Consider the following 18,069-nt stretch of genomic DNA (forward strand, 5'->3'; position numbering starts at 1 on the left):
CCAAGGGCCTGGATTCCAAAAGCGAGTTAAAAACGGTCACGCTGAGTCTGGAATCAGCGGTCACGATCTATTTGGAATGACCGGTCATATTGCTGGAATGGGCGGTCACGTTGGGCTGGAATACGCATTCTAGTGGTGGGTAGGATGGTGGGTACTCCGCCATTTTTCATTTAGCATGGGAACAAAATGAGAACATAGGTACGGTGATATGTATGGAGCTTCTTACACCTCTTCATGACCAGCGAAAAACTGCCTCAGAAAATATCTAGAAATTGGCTTGCGTCATATTAAGCGGCTAATTCTTAGGATTAAGCAATCCATTTTCAAGTGCGATCATTTCAAGTAACTTGATACGAGCATTACCCTCTTTAAGCCTAAGCCCGTCTTCTTTGCTGCAGCCTTTTCCTTGGTAATTTGGATGTTGGTTTCCACGCAAACTCATTCCACCGTGAAATTTACAGCGCTGGCGACCCGTTATGGCATTGTTCTGACACAAGCCACCGGAATGTTTGTTAGCTAGGCATTTAGGCATACTTATATTTTATAAATAAAAATAGCTTTGGTTATGGGCCAACAACTCCTTGTACAGTGAAAACCTCCGCCCACTCGACTGCAGGGCTAGATTTAAGCTGATTAAATAGATTGACTACATCCGCTGGTGAGCTCACATTGAAAACATATGTGCTTGGGCTTGTAAGCAACTTACTCCTTAAGGAGATGTTGCTCGGTATCGCAGATAGTCCACTGTTATTTAATAACTTAAAACTAATATCACCGGTCAGAAATACATAGGCTTTTTGTGTATGGTCATAAGCTACTCCATATACGCCGCTGGAATACGCTGAATCTGAGCTGATCAGTTGATACTTGCTATTTCCCAGAGGTAATGCCCTTAAATTGGCCATCACCTCTAATTTTCTTTGGCCAACCTGTATAACCATTGCTGGATTAGTAACAGCTTGAGATTGTGGTGCATTATTAGAAATATTTAATTGCGCAAATGACAGCTTATAGGCAGCACAAATCAATAATATAAAGATGATTTTTTTCATTTTTTAGTGGCCAACAATAGTTAATGTTTGATTATCTGTCGAAGCAAAGGTAGTTGTTCCGGCTGAGCAAAAATCTAGGAATCGAACTGTCCAAGAGCCTGCAGCCGATTCACCATAAAAAGCATTTGAAAGAATGCGGGCATTATTAATTGAGCTTTGATAGTTAACACCATCTGAGGAGTATCCATTAGCTGCATGTAATAGAATGGATTTTGTTCCTGATGGAGATGTAATCTCAAATTGGTTGCAGGTTAAGGCAGTTGTACTGGTCAGATTTGTAAAAAGAATGATTTGCTCTACAGTTGTAAAGCTTTGACTCATATTAAAAGACATTGTGACGCCACTAGTTGTATGGGGTATCGTTGTATTGCTTAAATAATACAATTTCGATGAATTACTTTGCACTGCTGGTAGATAAGCATTGTATGTTTTTGCCATTGTTACAGCAGCAGTTGCATCTACACCACCAAACCCATACCAGGTAGAAAACCAATTATTAGCTGCGTTTTTTACCCAACCTTGATCTAAGACGACTGTAGAGCCCGACAAAATCGTTGTAGATGACACGCCACTATTTGTCGAATCAATTTTTTTAGCTGTTTTTGCGAGTATGTGCTTAACATCTCTCACGCTAAGATTAGGGTTTGCTTCTAACATTAATGCTACCACTGCTGATACATTCGGCGCAGCTGAGCTAGTGCCATTCATGATGGCTGTGTATTGACAATTTGTTGCGTTAGCATTTTGCCCTTGAGAATTCAGGCTATTTAGCTTATTGGTGGTAAATCCGTTTGCTGACGCGTTGCTGCATCCATCCAAGCTGGTGGTAACAATCCCTGGTTTGTATGCAGTTACCGAAAGATTTGGCAGATAAGCACTATCTACTCCATACTCACCGCCAGGTGCTGAAACCCAGATAGCTGTACCAGCGTTGCTATAGCTCGATTTAACACCATCAGCATTAAAAGCGCCCACAATAATTGGCACATACCCATCTCTACGCGTATCCGTAGCTGGGTCACCACAACTTACCTTATAAGTATTTGCATTTGTACATTTTGATGTAGCGTGATTGACAAACTCATTGCCAGCCGCTTGAACCAATGCCGCTCCCTTGCTATTTCTCAGTGTCATTGTTTGCGCAGTGACAGCCTGATAAGTTGAGTTGGTAGGCGGCAAGGAGCCATACACAGAACTAAAACTCTCATTAAAAATATCATTTCCAGAGGAATAGCTCGCCCCACCAAGTGCATAGCCAATATTGCTGAGAATATTAACTCCTGGGGCGATTAAGTTATAACCTCTCAATGTTGCGTTGTAAGCAACGCCACGCCCACCTTTTCCATTAAAGCCAACTGCGCCAACGATGCCAGCAACTTGGGTGCCATGATCCTCTCCTGTAACGCTTGGAGTAGGGTTATTGGTGCCAGTGAGAAAATTATGAGAATTGGCTTGGTCAACATTGGCACTTAAATCTTCATGGGCTATTTCAAGACCAGTATCAACAATGGCTACTTTTATACCTTTGCCAGTATATCCAGCAGTCCAAGCGCCGGTTACATTCATATCATTGCCCGCAACCGGCAGAGTTGATGAAAATGCGGAAGCACCAGTATTTTGTATATGCCACTGATAAGCCAATAGGGGGTCCGTCATTGCAACTACTGGAGCGGCACTTGGGGTACCACTGCTATCGCCTCCACCTCCGCCACCTCCACCACATGATACTAAGCCTGCACCAATAATGATTGATAGAGACACAGCCAGAAGATAATTTCTCATGCTAAATTTATGCCTCGGGAAAGGTGATTAATAATTACAAATTGTATAATTATGATACAGGATTAAACCACTTAGTTACCATAATTGAATGCACTTTACAACAACATAGTGAATTACCATTATTAGCCGATAGTGGACTGTCGGCGATAAAGAAAAACCACCACTTAGGATGATTTTGTTAGCGATTTTGGCAACAAGACTTCTGCAACAAGGGTACGTCAGCGTATTGAGGTAATTCTGGACTGGTGTAAGGCTCATAAATATATTAGTGGTGACAATCCTGCGCGCTATCAAGGTGCTCTATGCCATCTGCTGCCTAAGGCTAACAAGATCAAGAAGGTAGCTCACCACCCTGCTCTGCCATTTAACAGGATCGGTGAATTCATCAGCGATTTACGAACTCATACTGGCTACTCTGCCTATGCGCTTGAATTACTGATTCTTACTGCTACTCGTACCAGTGAAGTGATTGAGGCGAAATGGAGTGAATTTGATTTAGAAGCTAAGGTCTGGGTCATCCCTGCCGATCGAATGAAGGCTGGCAAGGAACATCGCGTTCCACTCAATAGAAGAGCCATGGAAATCCTCGAGCAACTAAAGACAATCAGAGTGAACTCCTATTTATTTCCTAGCTCTCTGCATAAAGAGCGCGCTCTATCAAATATGGCCCTGCTCTCCATGATGAGAAAGATGCCTAAGTACGCAGACTTTGTGCCACATGGCTTTAGATCTACATTTCGTGACTGGGCTGCCGAGACTACTGAATACTCAAATGAGACTGTCGAGCTAGCTTTAGCGCATACGATTCAGAATAAGGTAGAGGCGGCCTATAGAAGGCAAGATCAGCTGGAAAAACGGGTTTGCTTGATGAGCGACTGGGAGGGCTTTGTAGATAAATGCATGAAGAAACTGTCCGCTATTGGGTAATAGCGCATTTATAGGAAGGCTCGACCAACTTGATTCAATACATCCGCCAGAGTCGTTCCCCTTGGATGGTTTAGACCACTCGGATCGACTGACTCGTTTTTCGCCTGATCTAAAAATTTCTGCAAATCCTGCGCTATTAATGTTGGTAATGCGAATTTAAAATCGGTCGGCAGAATGGATACCAATCTGAGCACATCTCGCAAATGCTTTTTAATGTCATCTGAATCAATCTGCTCGCCGGCACGCTTACGCCCACTTAAATCAAGCCAAGCTTTTGCCTTTAACGGAATAAGAGCGCCGGCATCAATCCAAATTACACCATCTTTGCGGTTATTTTTTATCAAACCATAGTAATCATCATCCAGCAAAATAGCGGAAAGACTTGAAACATCTTCTGCCAGCGGAATTGCCCTCATCTCTCCGATATCCCTCTCTTGAAGAAAGTCTGGCTTTCTTGAAAAGAGTTCAAGCATCGATGGATATCCAGCAGTCTCTGGTTTCTTAAAGCGGTAAAACTGCTTGGTGACATCACTCTTTTGCTGGCTTTGATATTTACCCGCTTTTACAAAGAGCCAAAATCGCTCAATGAATTCAGGCGTTAATGCATCAACAATCACAACAATGTCCAAATCCTTTGTCGTGCGTGAAAATTGTTGTCCCGCATCTTCCATGGCCAGTTGAGTTGCACTTCCCCCTATCAGTACATACTGATCTTCAAGCCCTTTGAATGCCTCCTCAAAGACCATAAGCCCCAATTGAGCTGCCATTAATCTATCCCCTTCGTTAATTCTTTAAGCGCCAACTGCACCCGATCATCATCCATATTCTCAAGACATAAATATAAAGAATATGGGTCGACTGCATCATTACCCGCATTCCCTTCTTTGGTATTTTGAGTCTTGATTCTTTGGGGTGCATAACGCCAGACTTCCAACTCTACAGCGCCATCAATGGCTTCGGGTAGAACTTGATTAGCATCTAATTCTTTATGCAGCTTGCGCCACTCCAACTCTCCAATAGCTCGCACAACATTTGCAGGCTCTCCTAACATGGTCTGTTTAGCAAGTGCACTTAATCCTGCCAGAGGAAGCCTCTTAATATTTTGATTTGGGTTTCTAATCCATAGACGCTTACGTATCGGGTTTTGCATGTAAGGCGTAACAGCCTTCCAAAGTCCGTCTCCGTCAATCTTAAGGCGCCACAACCCCTCTTTTTTATATACGCCCACATCTAACCAAGCATGCTGTACCAACTCGCTTTTAATGCGCGTCATGGTCATCAGGCTGTATCCCAGGTGCATAGCAAGCTCTTTTGGATTTAATGTATCAGGCAAATTCTTTAGCAAGGCATTAATCAAAAATACTTGTGTTGCCACATGTAACCTGTCTTGGGTGCTGGTTCTTGTTTCTAACGCTCGCTCCTGAAACTGAACCCCCAATAGAGGCAAGTAGGCCTGCTTAAAAGGAATAATGAAAGGTGCCCGCTGAGCAACCATCTCTTTGCGAACATAAGCCTGTAGAGTTGCTCCAACCCAAATGACAGGTACTCCAGCCTCACGCTGAATTAGCGCTCTTTGCTTCAGTAGTGCTGGCAATGCTTGAGTACCTTCCTTGTTGGTCATTAATAGAATATGGTTCCCACCCAATTTAGCCTTACCAATGTCATAGGTTTGATTGATATAACGAGGTAAGTTTGCGCTGCCTGCCCAAGCGCCCTCAATCAACAGGACCTCACCTAGAGTCTGTTGCAAATAATGGTCTGCCTGATCAAAAAGAGTTTGAGCATTCTTCATGAGGTCATTTTAACACGAAATTAATCAATTAACATAGTATATATTAATACAAAATAATGTATGTTAATTACTTGATTTTATTGAATTTTATATAAAATACTGCGTTTAAATTTCAATTATTAAAGATGGATTAAATGCTGGGTTCTCCGCATGGTTAGATCGCACATAACCGCGAGGATTACAAACCACCCTAGTGCCATGCATTTGATAATCACAGGAGTCATGCGTATGCCCATGAATCCATAAAGACATCTTTCCAAAGAGATGGGCTAACTCGGAGGCAAAACAGGCGGATAGTAGATCCGGTTTATATCGCTCTGCTACTGAACTCATTGAGGGTAGATGATGAGTAACCACTACCGTCTTGCCATCAAATGGATTCTCAAATTCTTTTTGCAGCCAAGCCAGTGACTTTTCATGCAATTGGATAGATTTTTTTGGAGAGAAATTTCTTCCCCCATCCCTGATTCTTCTGAAGTCATTTAAGTAAAGCTCGCCATACGATAAGCATTTAGATTTAAGATCTTCGCCAAATAATAAAAAGTCCGTCCATAACGTAGCCCCTAAAAAACGGACGGGAGTATTTAACTGCGAATCATGTAACTCAATCCCATCGTCATCTAGGAAATGAATGTCGTTTTCTGCGCATGTATTTTGGATGTCCTCAATGACATGAGAACGCTGAGAACCATAGAACTCATGGTTGCCAGCCACATAAATAATTTCTTGATCCGGAAAAGATTTCCTGGCCCAAGTTACACCTTCCGCGCGAAGGCCGATATCACCCGCCAGGACAATGACATCTGCTGTATTTGATACGGGGGTAAAGTCAGCAAACTCTAGATGCAAATCACTCAGTACATGAAGTTTCATAATTTTGATAAGAGTCGATCGTGACTCTTAGATTGAGATCTAGTGTATTCAATTAATTAACCATGCTGCCAAGATGCAACAAGCGATTGTTAGCTTAGTTGGTATTAGCCACATATCTGCAATCACATATTGTTTGGGTGGTAAGCGTACTGGTAAGCGGGAGTGATAAAGAAAAAGCCCCGGTTAAGGGGCTATGTCTTTGTTGTATAAAGCAAATAACAGAAAGTTTGCCAAAGTTATTGGCGGAGACGAGAGGATTCGAACCTCCGATCAGAGTTTTAGCCCCGATGCTCCCTTAGCAGGGGAGTGCCTTCGACCAGCTCGGCCACGTCTCCGTACTTCTTACTATTACAACGCCCCACAGTTTAACGGATAACCGCTCCTGAGGGGTTTATTGTGCTTTTTACTTACTTCTGGTCCAGCTCAAATGCCTTATGCAAGGCGCGTACAGCCAATTCCATGTATTTCTCATCAATCACTACTGAGATCTTGATTTCGCTGGTGGAGATCATCAAGATGTTGATGCCCTCTTCCGACAAAGTTCGGAACATCTTGCTGGCGATGCCAACGTGAGAACGCATGCCAACACCAACTACTGAAACCTTAGAAACCTTTGGATCGCCAGAAATTTCTTTTGCTTCGATGTGCGCTTGCACAGTGTTCTTGAGCAAGTCCAATGCTTTTTGATAATCAGCGCGCGGCACTGTGAAAGTAAAGTCTGTTTTACCTTCAACTGATTGGTTCTGAATAATCATATCTACATCAATATTGGCATCCGCAATCGGGCCAAGAATTTGATACGCAATACCTGGACGATCAGGAACTCCAAGAACGGTAATCTTCGCTTCATCACGCGCAAAGGCGATGCCGGAAATAACTGCGGCTTCCATAGTGCTGTCCTCTTCAAATGTAATCAAGGTGCCCGACTTCATCTCGACGTCTAAAGGCATCAATGGGTCTGTCAAAGAAGACAGAACCCGGGTTTTAACTTTGTACTTACCTGCAAACTCCACTGAACGAATCTGCAATACCTTTGAACCTAAGCTTGCCATTTCTAGCATCTCTTCAAAGGTAATCTTGTCTAGGCGACGTGCGTCTTCGCAAACACGGGGGTCAGTTGTATAAACACCATCAACGTCTGTGTAGATTAAGCACTCATCAGCCTTTAAAGCTGCTGCCATGGCAACTGCTGAGGTATCTGAGCCACCACGACCTAAGGTTGTGATATTGCCATTAGGATCAACGCCCTGGAAACCAGTAACAACGACTGCTCGACCAGCATTAAGGTCTTTGAGAATCTTTTCGCTATCAATGCTCTTAATGCGCGCTTTGGTAAATGCAGAATCCGTGTGGACTGTTACTTGCCAACCAGCGTAACTCACTGCATCGATACCCTCACGGATTAATGCCAGTGCTAATAAGCCAGAACTAACCTGCTCACCAGTTGATGCAATTTGATCTAACTCGCGTGGGTTTGCATCTGGATTGATTTCTTTTGCAAGGCCGAGCAAGCGATTGGTTTCGCCGGACATGGCTGAGGGCACAACCACCACTTGGTGGCCTGCACGCATCCATTTGGCAACGCGCTTGGCAACATTGGCGATGCGCTCAGTTGAGCCCATTGAGGTGCCGCCGTACTTATGAACGATAAGAGCCATAAAAACCGTCTATTTAACTATCTGTAACAAGGAATTGAATCCTTGAAGGTCTAAAAGGGGCTTATTTTACAGGGTTTTGTAGGTCTTTAAGACCAAGCTGTTGACTTTGTCCTATGGGGCTGTTTATGATGGTGTTACTTTAGTGTTACCTTTTTGATCCTAGGACCCTCCATGAGCCCTGTCAGCACAACCTCCCTCAAACTCACTGATGAAATCAAGCTCCAAGCAGCCAATGCGGCCAAAGATCTTGGCATTACTACTCACGCCTTTATGGTGGAAGCAATTAAACAAGCAAGCATCAATGCGGAATTGCGAAGATCTTTTATTGAAGACGCTAACAATGCTCGCAAGGAGGTTTTACAAGAAGGTAAAGTGCATGATGCAGATAAAGTCTTTAAAAATTTAAAAGCACGCATAGCCGGTAAGAAGTCAACCTTGAAAGCAACGAATTGGTAAGAATTGTTTTCTCCCCAAGAGCCCTATTAGATCTCGAGAGACTTACTGACTTTTTAGTTGAAAGTGATAAAAATGCTGCTCTAGCTACTTTAGAAATTATTGAGAGCGCAATTCAGATATTGTCGGAACACCCTTTTATAGGTCGTACCTGCGATACCCACATCAGAGAATTAATCATCTCCCGCGGAAAGTCTGGTTATGTAGCGCTATACAGCTTTGATGAAACTAAAAATGCTGTGCTCATTTGTACCATACGTCATCAAAAAGAATCGGGGATTACGCCTTAGTCCAAATTGGCAGGACACGCTTGCCAGCTGAAGTCAGATGTGGGTAACTCAGCCCAATACCCGCCACAGCGATCAATTCATCATTGATGTAAAGCAAGGGTGATTGACGCTCCCATGGAGGGATATCAGCCTCCTGATAGAGGTTTTTGAGGGTTTTACGGGGTGTCTTGGGCTTTATCTGAATCTTCTCGGAGCCTAGGCGCTCTCTCAGCGTGATTTGGTTATTCCCCTGGGCAGTTTTTACCCAATCTGCAGGAAGACCTAATTGCTTGGAATTGGCCGGCAGTGATTTAAGCACCCATTGACCTTCTTCTGCGCCCGCAACTTGAAGGGCTCCACGCCAGAGGCAGATCTTTCTTTCGTCATGTAGCCACTCAAGCTTGGCATCAGCTTTAACTTTCGTCAGATCGCGCCACCAAGACTGGAGGCGCTCTTGCGATGGCATTGCCAACTGCTGAGTTTGCAACCAGTAACGCAAGACATTGTTTGCTGCAGGCAAATCATCTTTAGCCAAAGCTAGAAGTGGCGCTACTTTCAATTGATCTTGATTGAGAATATTTTTGCCGTCTTGCTGCGCTAAGCGATTCAGTAGGGCTTGCGCTTCACCAAGAAGCTCTGCACTGCGGGCCATATTAGCTAATGCTTCAGGCTGAATACTTTCAAGAGCAGGAATAATTTTCTTGCGAATAGCATTACGACGATATTTTGTATTTTGATTGCTTGGATCTTCAATCCATTTGAGCTTATGTTCTTTGGCATAAGCCTCAAGCTCTTGTCTGCTTTGGTTTAAGAGTGGGCGCCAGAGGGTGAGGTGTTGATTGCTGGAAAGCCTCCTCCTTGTTGGCATACCGGATAAGCCAGCTACTCCCGAGCCCCGCAGGAGCTGTAGGAGAACGGTTTCTACTTGATCGTTTTGATGATGGGCCAAGAGTAAATCTTCGATGCCATATTCTTCGCAGAGATCGGCGAGGGCTTCGTAACGCCCCTCTCTTGCTCTTGCTTCGATATTACCTTGCTCATTAGCGCTGTCTAAATGTAGGAGGCGGAAATCAAAATGGATCTTGTATTTTTTGGTCAGCTTCTCGCAAAAGATTAACCAGTCATCTGCCGGTTTTTGTAAGCCATGATGAATATGAAAGGCGTAGATTTGATTTTGGCTTTTAGCTTGCGCTTTGCAAACCGTGTCGAGCAACACAACCGAATCGAGGCCGCCACTTAAGGCAACCGCAATTCGTTTTCCCGGCTTAGGACTTTGCTGTGATTTCCTTGAACTTGCCATAGCTCATCAAACGCTCATGACGACGTTCGAGTAATGCATCTACTTTCATGCCGTCAAAAGTTTTCAAAGATTCAGCAAGTGCTTTGCGCATATTGCTCATCATATTGTCGTAATCACGATGTGCGCCACCAATAGGCTCAGCAACGATCTTATCGATTAGACCCAATGCCTTTAAGCGCTGAGCCGTGAGGCCCAGCTGCTCAGCTGCCTCGGGAGCCTTATCGGCAGTCTTCCAGAGGATAGATGCACAGCCTTCAGGAGAGATTACTGAGTAAGTGGAGTTCTGCAACATTAAGACCACATCGCCCATCGCAATTGCTAACGCACCACCGGAACCACCTTCTCCAATAATGGTGGCGATGATTGGAACTTCAAGCTCTGCTTGCACAAACAAATTGCGACCAATCGCTTCAGACTGATTGCGCTCTTCTGCATCAATACCAGGGAATGCGCCTGGGGTATCCACAAAAGTAAATACCGGAATGCCAAACTTTTCTGCAAGACGCATGAGGCGCATTGCTTTGCGGTAGCCCTCTGGACGGCTCATGCCGAAGTTTCTGAGGGCACGTTCTTTGGTGTCGCGGCCCTTCTGATGACCGATCACCATACAAGGCTGATTTTCAAAACGGGCTAATCCAGCAATGATTGATTGATCATCTGCAAAAGTGCGATCACCATGCAGTTCATGGAAGTCGGTAAATAAAGCACCAACATAATCTAAGGTGTAAGGACGCTGTGGATGACGCGCTACTTGAGAGACCTGCCAAGGAGTCAAATTGGCATAAACATCTTTTGTTAACTGCTGACTCTTTTCGGCAAGCGTTTTGATCTCATCGGAGATATCTACCGATGACTCATCTTGCACAAAACGCAGCTCTTCAATCTTTGACTCTAATTCGGCGATTTGCTGCTCAAAATCCAGGAAAGTCGTTTTCATAGTCTGATTTTAATGTTCAACTGGGACGGGGTCGAGACTTCTCCACATATACCAGGTAGCTACCGTACGCCACGGGGCCCAATTGGCAGCCACCTCCCTCGCCTCATGGCGGCTAACAGGCTCACCGCTGAAGTAATTGAGGGAAATAGCCTTAATTAGACCAACATCGTCCAGAGGGAGGATATTAGGGCGAACCATATTAAAAATGAGAAACATTTCAGCAGTCCAGCGGCCAATTCCCCGAATAGAGCTTAATTCTTTGATCACGCTCTCATCATCCATATCTTTCCACTGATTGGCATGGAGGCGACCGGAATCGAAGTGATCTGCTAAATCGCGGATGTACTCCACCTTGCGCCCAGATAATCCGGCGGCGCGCAACTCTTCAACGGATAGCGCTAGGATATTTTTGGGTGTGACCTTTCTCTTGCTCGCAGCAAGCACCCTATTCCATACGGTTTGAGCTGCTGCAACTGAAATTTGCTGTCCAACAATCGATCTTGCCAAAGTATTAAAAGAATCGCCGCGTGTCACTAAAAATCCGGATCCAATTTTAGGAATCAATTTTTTCAGAATACGATCGTGCTTCATCAATTCTTTGCAAGCCTGCTCCCAATAGTCTGGAGCAATTTCCTCAAGAATTGATTCTGCTTTTTCCACTTTTATTTCTTTTGCTACAGTCATTAAGCCCTACGCCATTCTGTTAAGCCGCCGGGTTTATCTTCCAGAACAATTCCTTGCTCTAGTAATGTCTTACGAATTAAGTCTGCCTGGGCAAAATCTTTTGCCTGTTTAGCGGCTACACGTGCAGCAATACGCTCTTCAATTTGTGCAGGACTTAAGCCATCCCGATCTTTAGAGCCTGATTGCAAAAATGCGGTTGGATCACGCTGCAAGAAGTTCAGGGAAGCGCCAAGGGCCTTCATTGTATTGGCGAGTAATTGCTTTTCTTGGCCTTGCGCACGGTTAACTTCGCTGGCCAGATCAAACAAGACCGCAATCGCCTCTGGTGTATTGAAATCATCATTCATGGCATCCGCAAAGCGCTTGGCCCATGGATTGTGTGGATCTAGATTGATTGATTGTGCTTTTGGGGCTTGAGCCAAGGCAGTGTATAGACGACCAAGTCCTGAGCGTGCCTCTTCTAGTTGCGCGTCGCTATAATTAATCGGACTACGGTAATGCGCCTTTAGCATGAAGAAACGCAATACTTCTGGATCAAAGCTTTTGAGTACATCCCGTATTAAAAAGAAGTTGCCTAATGACTTGGACATCTTCTCTTCATTCACCCGAATGTGGCCGTTATGCATCCAGTACTTAACAAAGGGAACATCATCTTCTTTGCGATCTTTGCCATACAAAGCGCCTTCGCTTTGCGCAATTTCATTTTCGTGGTGCGGGAATTGCAGATCGGCACCGCCACCATGAATATCAAAATGCTCGCCCAGTAAGTCACAAGACATGGCTGAGCACTCAATATGCCAGCCTGGACGGCCTTCGCCCCAGGGCGATTTCCAGCGAGTATCAGCCGGCTCTTCTGCTTTAGCACTTTTCCATAAAACGAAATCCAGTGGGTCACGTTTGCCATCACCCACTGCCACCCTCTCACCAGCATTTAATTCATCAAGCGTCTTACCGGATAACTGACCATAACGCGGCAATAAACGCACCGCAAAATTGACATCACCATCATTGGCTTGATAGGCTAATTCGTTTTCAATAAGCTTGCCAATCATGCCCTGCATTTGGGCGATGTAATCGGTAGCGCGCGGCTCTTGATCGGGATGTATTAAACCCAACTCATCCGAGTCGGCATGCATCGCATCGATAAAGCGATTGGTTAATGCAGAAATGGGTTCGCCATTCTCAATGGCACGGTTGATGATCTTGTCATCAATATCAGTGATATTGCGCACATAAAGCACTTCATAGCCGCTAGCCCTAAGCCAACGAACCACCATATCAAAGACGATCATGACCCTGGCATGGCCAATATGGCAAAAGTCATAAACCGTCATGCCGCAGACGTACATCTTGACCTTGCCCGGCACTATGGGCTTAAAGACCTGTTTAGAACGGCTAAGGGTGTTATAGATTTGCAGCATAGGGCTATAAAGGTGGGGCAAGTAGCGCCAATTTGTTAGACTGAGCGCTGAGTATATCGAATGAGCCCGTTTCACACCCCTTCCTCTATGCCCCACAATGCCCCAGCGCCACACCTTGCCCTGAATAAGGTCTTAGTCCCAGCTTTTGCCACTTTGGCATCACTGGTACTGATGACAGGCTGCAGCACGCCTGCCCAGCAACGTGCCGATGCTGAAATTCAGGCATTAAATACCCAGGAAATGAAGTCAGGCCAATTGGCTCCACAACCCTATTTAGGCGGTTACAGCCCAACTGATCCTCCTAGGTTATCGGCGGATGTGGGCTATGACCCATTAAATCCAGAGCTATCAGAGACCGTTGGCGTCCCATTTATGTCCTTCTTGATTATTGAGCCGGACCCCATTACCAAAAATGCAGTGCCATCCGACGTAGAAAAACTCATCAAGGCACGTAAATACCAAGATGCGGTTACCCAAATCAATGCGGATCTCAAGAAGACGCCACGCAATGTGCAATTGCGTTTTGTAAAAGCGCGCTTACAAATTGAGATGCGCCAATTCGATCAAGCTAAAAAAACCTTGATTGAAATTACCCAGCAGTTCCCTGAATTGCCAGAACCCTACAATAATCTTGCAGCGATAGCTGCCAACCAAGGCCAATGGATTGAAGCGCGAGATTATTTAGAGCTTGCATTAAAGCTGCGCCCTAGCTATGCCATTGCCTCAGCCAATCTGGGTGAGATCTATATTCGCCTTGGTGCTCAAGCATATGAAGACGCTGCAAAAAATGCATTGCTGAATCAGCGTCAGTACTCCAACCGCGCTAAAGCACTCTTGGACGTACTCAAGCCCCCCGCAAAGCGCCCTGTTAATCGCGCCCTCAATTCCGCAGATACTCTGCCAAGCAATGCTCCATCAACCAACCTTCCAGAAAGTAGAACTAATAATGGCGAAAGTACTCTTAAAAACCAATAAGGGTGATATCACCCTTACTCTTGATGCAGCTAAGGCACCCAAAAGTGTTGCTAACTTCTTGCAATACGTAAAAAGCGGTCATTACGATGGCACGATTTTTCATCGTGTGATTGATAACTTTATGGTTCAAGGCGGCGGCATGACTGCCGGCATGAAGCAAAAGCCAACAGGCGCAGAAATTGAAAACGAAGCCAATAATGGCCTCAAGAATGATCGCTACACTGTAGCTATGGCGCGAACCAGCGACCCTCATTCTGCAACTGCTCAATTCTTCATCAATGTGAATGACAATGATTTTCTAAATCACACCGCTCCGAATGCCCAAGGCTGGGGTTATGCAGTATTCGGCAAGGTTACTGGCGGCATGGATGTCGTTGACACCATTCGCAAAGTCAAGACTGGTAGCTCCGGCTTTCATCAAGACGTTCCAGCTGAAGATGTTGTGATTGAGAAGGCCACTGTTCTCGAGGAATGATCCCGCAATACGCGAGCGCACTGCTCATATCAGACCTACACCTGACGCCGTCAATGCCCTTGACGGCGCAACGCTTTTTCGACTTCTGTGAAAAAGAAGCTCCTAAAGTTGAGGCTGTATTTATTCTGGGTGACTTATTTGAGTATTGGGTAGGTGATGATGCATCCGCATCCTCACCTTTTCAACAAGAAGTTCAGCGTGCCATCGCCAACCTTTCTGCCAAAGTAAAAACATATTACATCCATGGCAATCGAGATTTTTTAATCGGCAAAAGTTTTATTAAAAAGACTGGCATGACGCTCTTGCCAGATCCTAGCTTAGTTGAATTAGCTTCACACAAATGGGTCTTAGCTCATGGTGATGCTTTATGTACTGCAGACTTTGGCTATCAGGTATTTCGTAGTTGGGTTAGAAAACCTTGGGTGCAAAAACTCTTTTTAACTCTACCCCTCAATTGGCGCAGAGGTGTTGCCCAGCATCTACGTAGCAATAGCCATATCCAATATCAAACACAGCAACTCTCTGCTGCAAGTCAACTCAAAATGGATGTCACGCGAGAAGCTTGTGCAGCTGTGATGAAAGGTCAATCTGGAGACAGATTGATTCATGGGCATACTCACTTACCAGCCCATCATGAAGAATCTTTAAACACCCAGACTTGGCAGCGTTGGGTTTTATCCGACTGGGATCTCGATCACCCTGAGAGTCTTCACCCTAGGGCAAGCGCCCTATTGATCGATAGTGCTGGAGCGCGCTATCTCGACCTTATTAAGCACTAAGCGCTACTGACTTCTCGGGTTGAGAGATTGAATTAAGACGCTGAGTATTTAGAGAGTGACTGCACCATTTGTGCAAAGATACGTGGATTGGCAGCCATCACTTCACCGCTTTTCAGAAAGCCTTCTTCACCACGATAGTTACCAATCAGCCCGCCCGCTTCAGTGATTAGCAAAGCACCAGCAGCCATGTCCCATGGCTTGAGATCGCTCTCAAAAAATCCATCGTAACGACCCGCTGCTACATAAGCCAAATCTAATGATGCAGCACCCGGGCGACGCAAGCCCGCGCATTGACGTGACATTTCAGCAAAAATCTTTAAATACTTTTCTAAGTCCTGGTCTTCACGATACGGAAATCCGGTACCGAGCAAAGAATTTGCCAAGCGATCTTGCGTGGCTACACGCAAACGCCGACGATCCAAATACGCGCCCGCACCACGGGTAGCGGTAAATAACTCATCACGAGTTGGGTCGTAAACAACGGCTTGTTGAATCACGCCATTCACTGCCAGCGCAATCGAAACCGCATACTGCGGAAAGCCGTGAATGAAATTGGTTGTGCCATCTAGCGGATCGATGATCCAAACGTTTTCTGCATCCGCATTGTGTTCGCCTGTTTCTTCAGCCAAAAATCCATGGGTTGGATAGGCCTCGCTCAGCGTTTCAATGATGGCCGCTTCTGCGGCTTTGTCCACCTCGGTGACGAAATCGTTGTGTTGCTTACGGTCAACTTGCAAGCGCTCTAAATTCAAAGAAGCACGATTAATGACTGTTCCAGCGCGACGGGCGGCCTTGACGGCCACATTTAACATGGGATGCATAGTATTGATGGACAAATTAAATAAGAACAAGCTCCTTGTAATGCCTGCAAAAAGAAAATTGCATGACAATACGAAGCTAACAGTCTGATTCTAAACGATTAGCATCCATTACACCCTATAAACACCCCCAATGGCATTGATGAATATCGACAAATCTGAACTACTACGCTGGGTTTTAGTCGAAACCAGTCACCCAGGAAACGTGGGTTCTGCTGCTCGCGCCCTTAAAACTATGGGCTTTAGCGACCTGCGCCTTATTAATCCCAAGATCAAAGACGTATCAGTCAATGCGGATGCCATTGCTTTAGCCAGCGGTGCGGTAGATATCCTTGAGCGCTCCTCAGAAAGCAGTTCATTAACCTCCGTCGTAGAGGGTTGCTCACTAGTTTTAGGCCTAACCAGCCGTGATCGAGAGTTTGGCCCGCCAGCCTTAGACTGGGAGGCCGCTCGGACCTTAATAGCCGATGCGACATCAGCAGAGGGAAAGGTTGCCCTGCTCTTTGGTCCCGAAAGAACTGGCTTGGATAACGATCATTTGGCCTTATGCACCCATAGAGTCTGGTTAGATGCCAATCCAGACTACCCGTCTCTTAACTTGGCCCAGGCAATCATGGTCTGCGCCTACACCCTCAGGGAAACACTCAGCCAGCATACAGGCGTGCGTAATGCCTTAGCGGGCCGGGAAGAAATGGCTGATTTTGCAGATCCTGCAGCTATTGCAGCCATGGTGGAACATTGGCGCCAAGGTCTGGAGGCCATTGGCTATTTAGACCCAACCAACCCCAAGAAACTGATGCCCCGTATTCAAGCGCTATTTGCCCGTAGCCGCCTTCATAAAGAAGAGATTGATCTGCTGCGCGGCATTGCAAAACAGATGCTCCTGAGAAAATAAGCGCATCCCGTTAAAATCAAGCTATGTCATATCCCCTATTCGACCAAGTCGACTCCATCATTGCCAGAGACCCAGCAGCCCGGAATCGTCTCGAGGTCATCACTTGCTATCAAGGCTTGCACGCAGTTTGGCTGCATCGCATCTCCCATTTTCTGTGGAATCTTGGTCTGAAATGGCTTGCCCGTGTGTTGTCCATGTTTGCGCGTTTTTTCACTGGGATAGAAATTCATCCTGGTGCAAAGATTGGTCGCCGAGTATTTTTGGATCATGGACTCGGTATTGTGATTGGTGAGACCACAGAAATTGGCGATGACTGCACAATTTATCAAGGCGTTACCTTGGGCGGCACTTCGCTTTATAAAGGCGTTAAGCGCCACCCCACCCTTGGTAAAGGTGTTGTGGTCAGTGCGGGCGCAAAAGTTCTCGGCGGATTTACTGTGGGTGATGGCGCACGCGTTGGATCCAATGCCGTGGTTCTAAAAGAAATTCCTGCAGGTGCGACTGCGGTTGGTATTCCTGCGCGCATCCTGCATCCAGATTTACCACAAAGTCCTGATAGCAAAACAAAGGAATATTTTTCTGCTTATGGAGTGACGCCGAATGTAGATGATCCTGTATCAATGGCGCTCAAAGGTTTAATCGATGCCACGATCGAACAGGAAGCCAAGATTGCAGCGCTAGAGCAGGCTTTAGCCAAGTTGAGTAACACGCCTACTGGCCCTGATGCTGAAGGCTCTAGCGATACCAAACGCGACCTTGATGCTATTAAACAGTGGCTAAGGGAGTAGTGATTTGCGGTTACCCATTGGGGGTCATGCAGAAGAAATGATGCAAAGAAAAAGGAATAGCATGTGAACTGACCCACAAAAGTTGGACAGTTTAATTAGGTTACCAGAAGGGATTGAGTTCGGTATTGCACCGGGCTTAATCCCTTTAGTTTTTGCTTGATTCGATCATGGTTGTAGTAATGGATATATTC

Annotated in this window: 21 protein-coding genes and 1 tRNA gene; 8 read left to right on the top strand and 14 right to left on the bottom strand. The window is 45.5% G+C overall.

The genetic code is table 11. The features are described 5' to 3' along the window. Positions 1 to 295 precede the first annotated feature (295 nt). Genes VC188_RS11320 through VC188_RS11330 form a run of 3 tightly spaced genes read right to left on the bottom strand, consistent with a single transcriptional unit; the run spans position 296 to position 2,834 of the window. Positions 296 to 532: an HGGxSTG domain-containing protein gene (locus VC188_RS11320; protein ID WP_323484032.1), complete on the bottom strand. Its 237-nt coding sequence runs from the start codon at positions 530 to 532 to the stop codon at positions 296 to 298. Between the two features lie 31 nt (positions 533 to 563). Beyond that, on the bottom strand, positions 564 to 1,052 hold the full coding sequence (locus VC188_RS11325) for a hypothetical protein (protein WP_323484033.1): 489 nt from the start codon (positions 1,050 to 1,052) through the stop codon (positions 564 to 566). A gap of 3 nt (positions 1,053 to 1,055) precedes the next feature. Next, on the bottom strand, positions 1,056 to 2,834 hold the full coding sequence (locus VC188_RS11330) for a S8 family serine peptidase (RefSeq protein WP_323484034.1): 1,779 nt from the start codon (positions 2,832 to 2,834) through the stop codon (positions 1,056 to 1,058). A 384-nt stretch (positions 2,835 to 3,218) separates the two neighbouring features. Here VC188_RS11330 and VC188_RS11335 point away from each other — a divergent pair, with 384 nt between their 5' ends. Continuing rightward, positions 3,219 to 3,761, top strand: a complete 543-nt coding sequence (locus tag VC188_RS11335; RefSeq protein ID WP_323484043.1) for a site-specific integrase — start codon at positions 3,219 to 3,221, stop codon at positions 3,759 to 3,761. An 8-nt stretch (positions 3,762 to 3,769) separates the two neighbouring features. On the opposite strand, the gene VC188_RS11340 is transcribed toward VC188_RS11335, so the two are convergent. The 5 genes from VC188_RS11340 to VC188_RS11360 all read right to left on the bottom strand — a co-directional run bounded on the left by VC188_RS11340 (position 3,770) and on the right by VC188_RS11360 (position 8,084). Further along, positions 3,770 to 4,528, bottom strand: coding sequence for a hypothetical protein (locus VC188_RS11340; protein ID WP_323484035.1), 759 nt, complete (start codon positions 4,526 to 4,528; stop codon positions 3,770 to 3,772). Further along, positions 4,528 to 5,553, bottom strand: coding sequence for a hypothetical protein (locus tag VC188_RS11345; protein ID WP_071465705.1), 1,026 nt, complete (start codon positions 5,551 to 5,553; stop codon positions 4,528 to 4,530). The genes VC188_RS11340 and VC188_RS11345 overlap by 1 nt, the downstream gene beginning before the upstream one ends. A gap of 105 nt (positions 5,554 to 5,658) precedes the next feature. Beyond that, positions 5,659 to 6,426 carry a metallophosphoesterase gene (locus VC188_RS11350; RefSeq protein WP_071465704.1) on the bottom strand — a complete coding sequence of 256 codons (768 nt, stop codon included), beginning with the start codon at positions 6,424 to 6,426 and terminating at the stop codon, positions 5,659 to 5,661. Between the two features lie 240 nt (positions 6,427 to 6,666). Then, positions 6,667 to 6,761 (bottom strand) — tRNA-Ser (locus VC188_RS11355). A 72-nt stretch (positions 6,762 to 6,833) separates the two neighbouring features. After that, a complete protein-coding gene (locus tag VC188_RS11360; protein WP_072582309.1) occupies positions 6,834 to 8,084 on the bottom strand; it encodes an aspartate kinase in 1,251 nt (416 codons plus the stop codon). 171 nt (positions 8,085 to 8,255) lie between these two features. Between VC188_RS11360 and VC188_RS11365 the strand changes: the two genes are divergently transcribed. Both VC188_RS11365 and VC188_RS11370 read left to right on the top strand, forming a co-directional pair. Next, complete coding sequence (locus VC188_RS11365) at positions 8,256 to 8,540, top strand: hypothetical protein (protein WP_323484036.1); 285 nt, start codon at positions 8,256 to 8,258, stop codon at positions 8,538 to 8,540. Then, positions 8,534 to 8,827 (top strand): type II toxin-antitoxin system RelE/ParE family toxin, encoded by a 294-nt coding sequence (locus VC188_RS11370; RefSeq protein WP_323484037.1) that lies wholly within the window; start codon positions 8,534 to 8,536, stop codon positions 8,825 to 8,827. The genes VC188_RS11365 and VC188_RS11370 overlap by 7 nt, the downstream gene beginning before the upstream one ends. Here the strand turns inward: VC188_RS11370 and tilS are convergent. From tilS to cysS, 4 genes are read right to left on the bottom strand one after another with little or no spacing between them, the layout of a single operon-like run. Beyond that, on the bottom strand, positions 8,817 to 10,106 hold the full coding sequence (gene tilS, locus VC188_RS11375; RefSeq protein ID WP_323484038.1) for a tRNA lysidine(34) synthetase TilS: 1,290 nt from the start codon (positions 10,104 to 10,106) through the stop codon (positions 8,817 to 8,819). The genes VC188_RS11370 and tilS overlap by 11 nt on opposite strands. Beyond that, positions 10,072 to 11,043 carry an acetyl-CoA carboxylase carboxyltransferase subunit alpha gene (locus VC188_RS11380; RefSeq protein ID WP_216122724.1) on the bottom strand — a complete coding sequence of 324 codons (972 nt, stop codon included), beginning with the start codon at positions 11,041 to 11,043 and terminating at the stop codon, positions 10,072 to 10,074. Before VC188_RS11380 ends, tilS begins: the two co-directional genes overlap by 35 nt. Positions 11,044 to 11,052: 9 nt before the next feature. Further along, positions 11,053 to 11,727 carry a DNA-3-methyladenine glycosylase gene (locus tag VC188_RS11385; RefSeq protein ID WP_323484039.1) on the bottom strand — a complete coding sequence of 225 codons (675 nt, stop codon included), beginning with the start codon at positions 11,725 to 11,727 and terminating at the stop codon, positions 11,053 to 11,055. Next, the gene (cysS, locus tag VC188_RS11390; protein WP_323484040.1) at positions 11,727 to 13,148 is read right to left on the bottom strand and encodes a cysteine--tRNA ligase; all 1,422 of its coding nucleotides are present in this window, start codon (positions 13,146 to 13,148) and stop codon (positions 11,727 to 11,729) included. The genes VC188_RS11385 and cysS overlap by 1 nt, the downstream gene beginning before the upstream one ends. Before the next feature lie 60 nt (positions 13,149 to 13,208). Here cysS and VC188_RS11395 point away from each other — a divergent pair, with 60 nt between their 5' ends. Genes VC188_RS11395 through VC188_RS11405 form a run of 3 tightly spaced genes read left to right on the top strand, consistent with a single transcriptional unit; the run spans position 13,209 to position 15,377 of the window. Continuing rightward, positions 13,209 to 14,123 carry a tetratricopeptide repeat protein gene (locus VC188_RS11395; protein ID WP_323484041.1) on the top strand — a complete coding sequence of 305 codons (915 nt, stop codon included), beginning with the start codon at positions 13,209 to 13,211 and terminating at the stop codon, positions 14,121 to 14,123. Then, entirely contained in the window at positions 14,095 to 14,598 is a 504-nt protein-coding gene (locus VC188_RS11400; RefSeq protein WP_216156724.1) for a peptidylprolyl isomerase, read from the top strand. Before VC188_RS11395 ends, VC188_RS11400 begins: the two co-directional genes overlap by 29 nt. Further along, positions 14,595 to 15,377 carry a UDP-2,3-diacylglucosamine diphosphatase gene (locus tag VC188_RS11405; RefSeq protein ID WP_323484042.1) on the top strand — a complete coding sequence of 261 codons (783 nt, stop codon included), beginning with the start codon at positions 14,595 to 14,597 and terminating at the stop codon, positions 15,375 to 15,377. The genes VC188_RS11400 and VC188_RS11405 overlap by 4 nt, the downstream gene beginning before the upstream one ends. Positions 15,378 to 15,409: 32 nt before the next feature. Here VC188_RS11405 and VC188_RS11410 read toward each other — a convergent pair whose 3' ends face one another. Next, the gene (locus tag VC188_RS11410; RefSeq protein WP_215322002.1) at positions 15,410 to 16,198 is read right to left on the bottom strand and encodes an inositol monophosphatase family protein; all 789 of its coding nucleotides are present in this window, start codon (positions 16,196 to 16,198) and stop codon (positions 15,410 to 15,412) included. Positions 16,199 to 16,337: 139 nt separating this feature from the next. Here VC188_RS11410 and VC188_RS11415 point away from each other — a divergent pair, with 139 nt between their 5' ends. Both VC188_RS11415 and cysE read left to right on the top strand, forming a co-directional pair. Continuing rightward, positions 16,338 to 17,090 carry an RNA methyltransferase gene (locus VC188_RS11415; protein ID WP_215322297.1) on the top strand — a complete coding sequence of 251 codons (753 nt, stop codon included), beginning with the start codon at positions 16,338 to 16,340 and terminating at the stop codon, positions 17,088 to 17,090. Between the two features lie 23 nt (positions 17,091 to 17,113). Next, on the top strand, positions 17,114 to 17,878 hold the full coding sequence (gene cysE, locus VC188_RS11420) for a serine O-acetyltransferase (RefSeq protein WP_215322000.1): 765 nt from the start codon (positions 17,114 to 17,116) through the stop codon (positions 17,876 to 17,878). 95 nt (positions 17,879 to 17,973) lie between these two features. Here cysE and VC188_RS11425 read toward each other — a convergent pair. Then, positions 17,974 to 18,069 (bottom strand): IS3 family transposase (locus VC188_RS11425; RefSeq protein ID WP_216217816.1); only part of this gene is annotated, 96 nt, incomplete at its 5' end.

The sequence above is a fragment of the Polynucleobacter sp. MG-28-Ekke-A2 genome, from assembly GCF_035012985.1.
GTDB lineage: Bacteria > Pseudomonadota > Gammaproteobacteria > Burkholderiales > Burkholderiaceae > Polynucleobacter.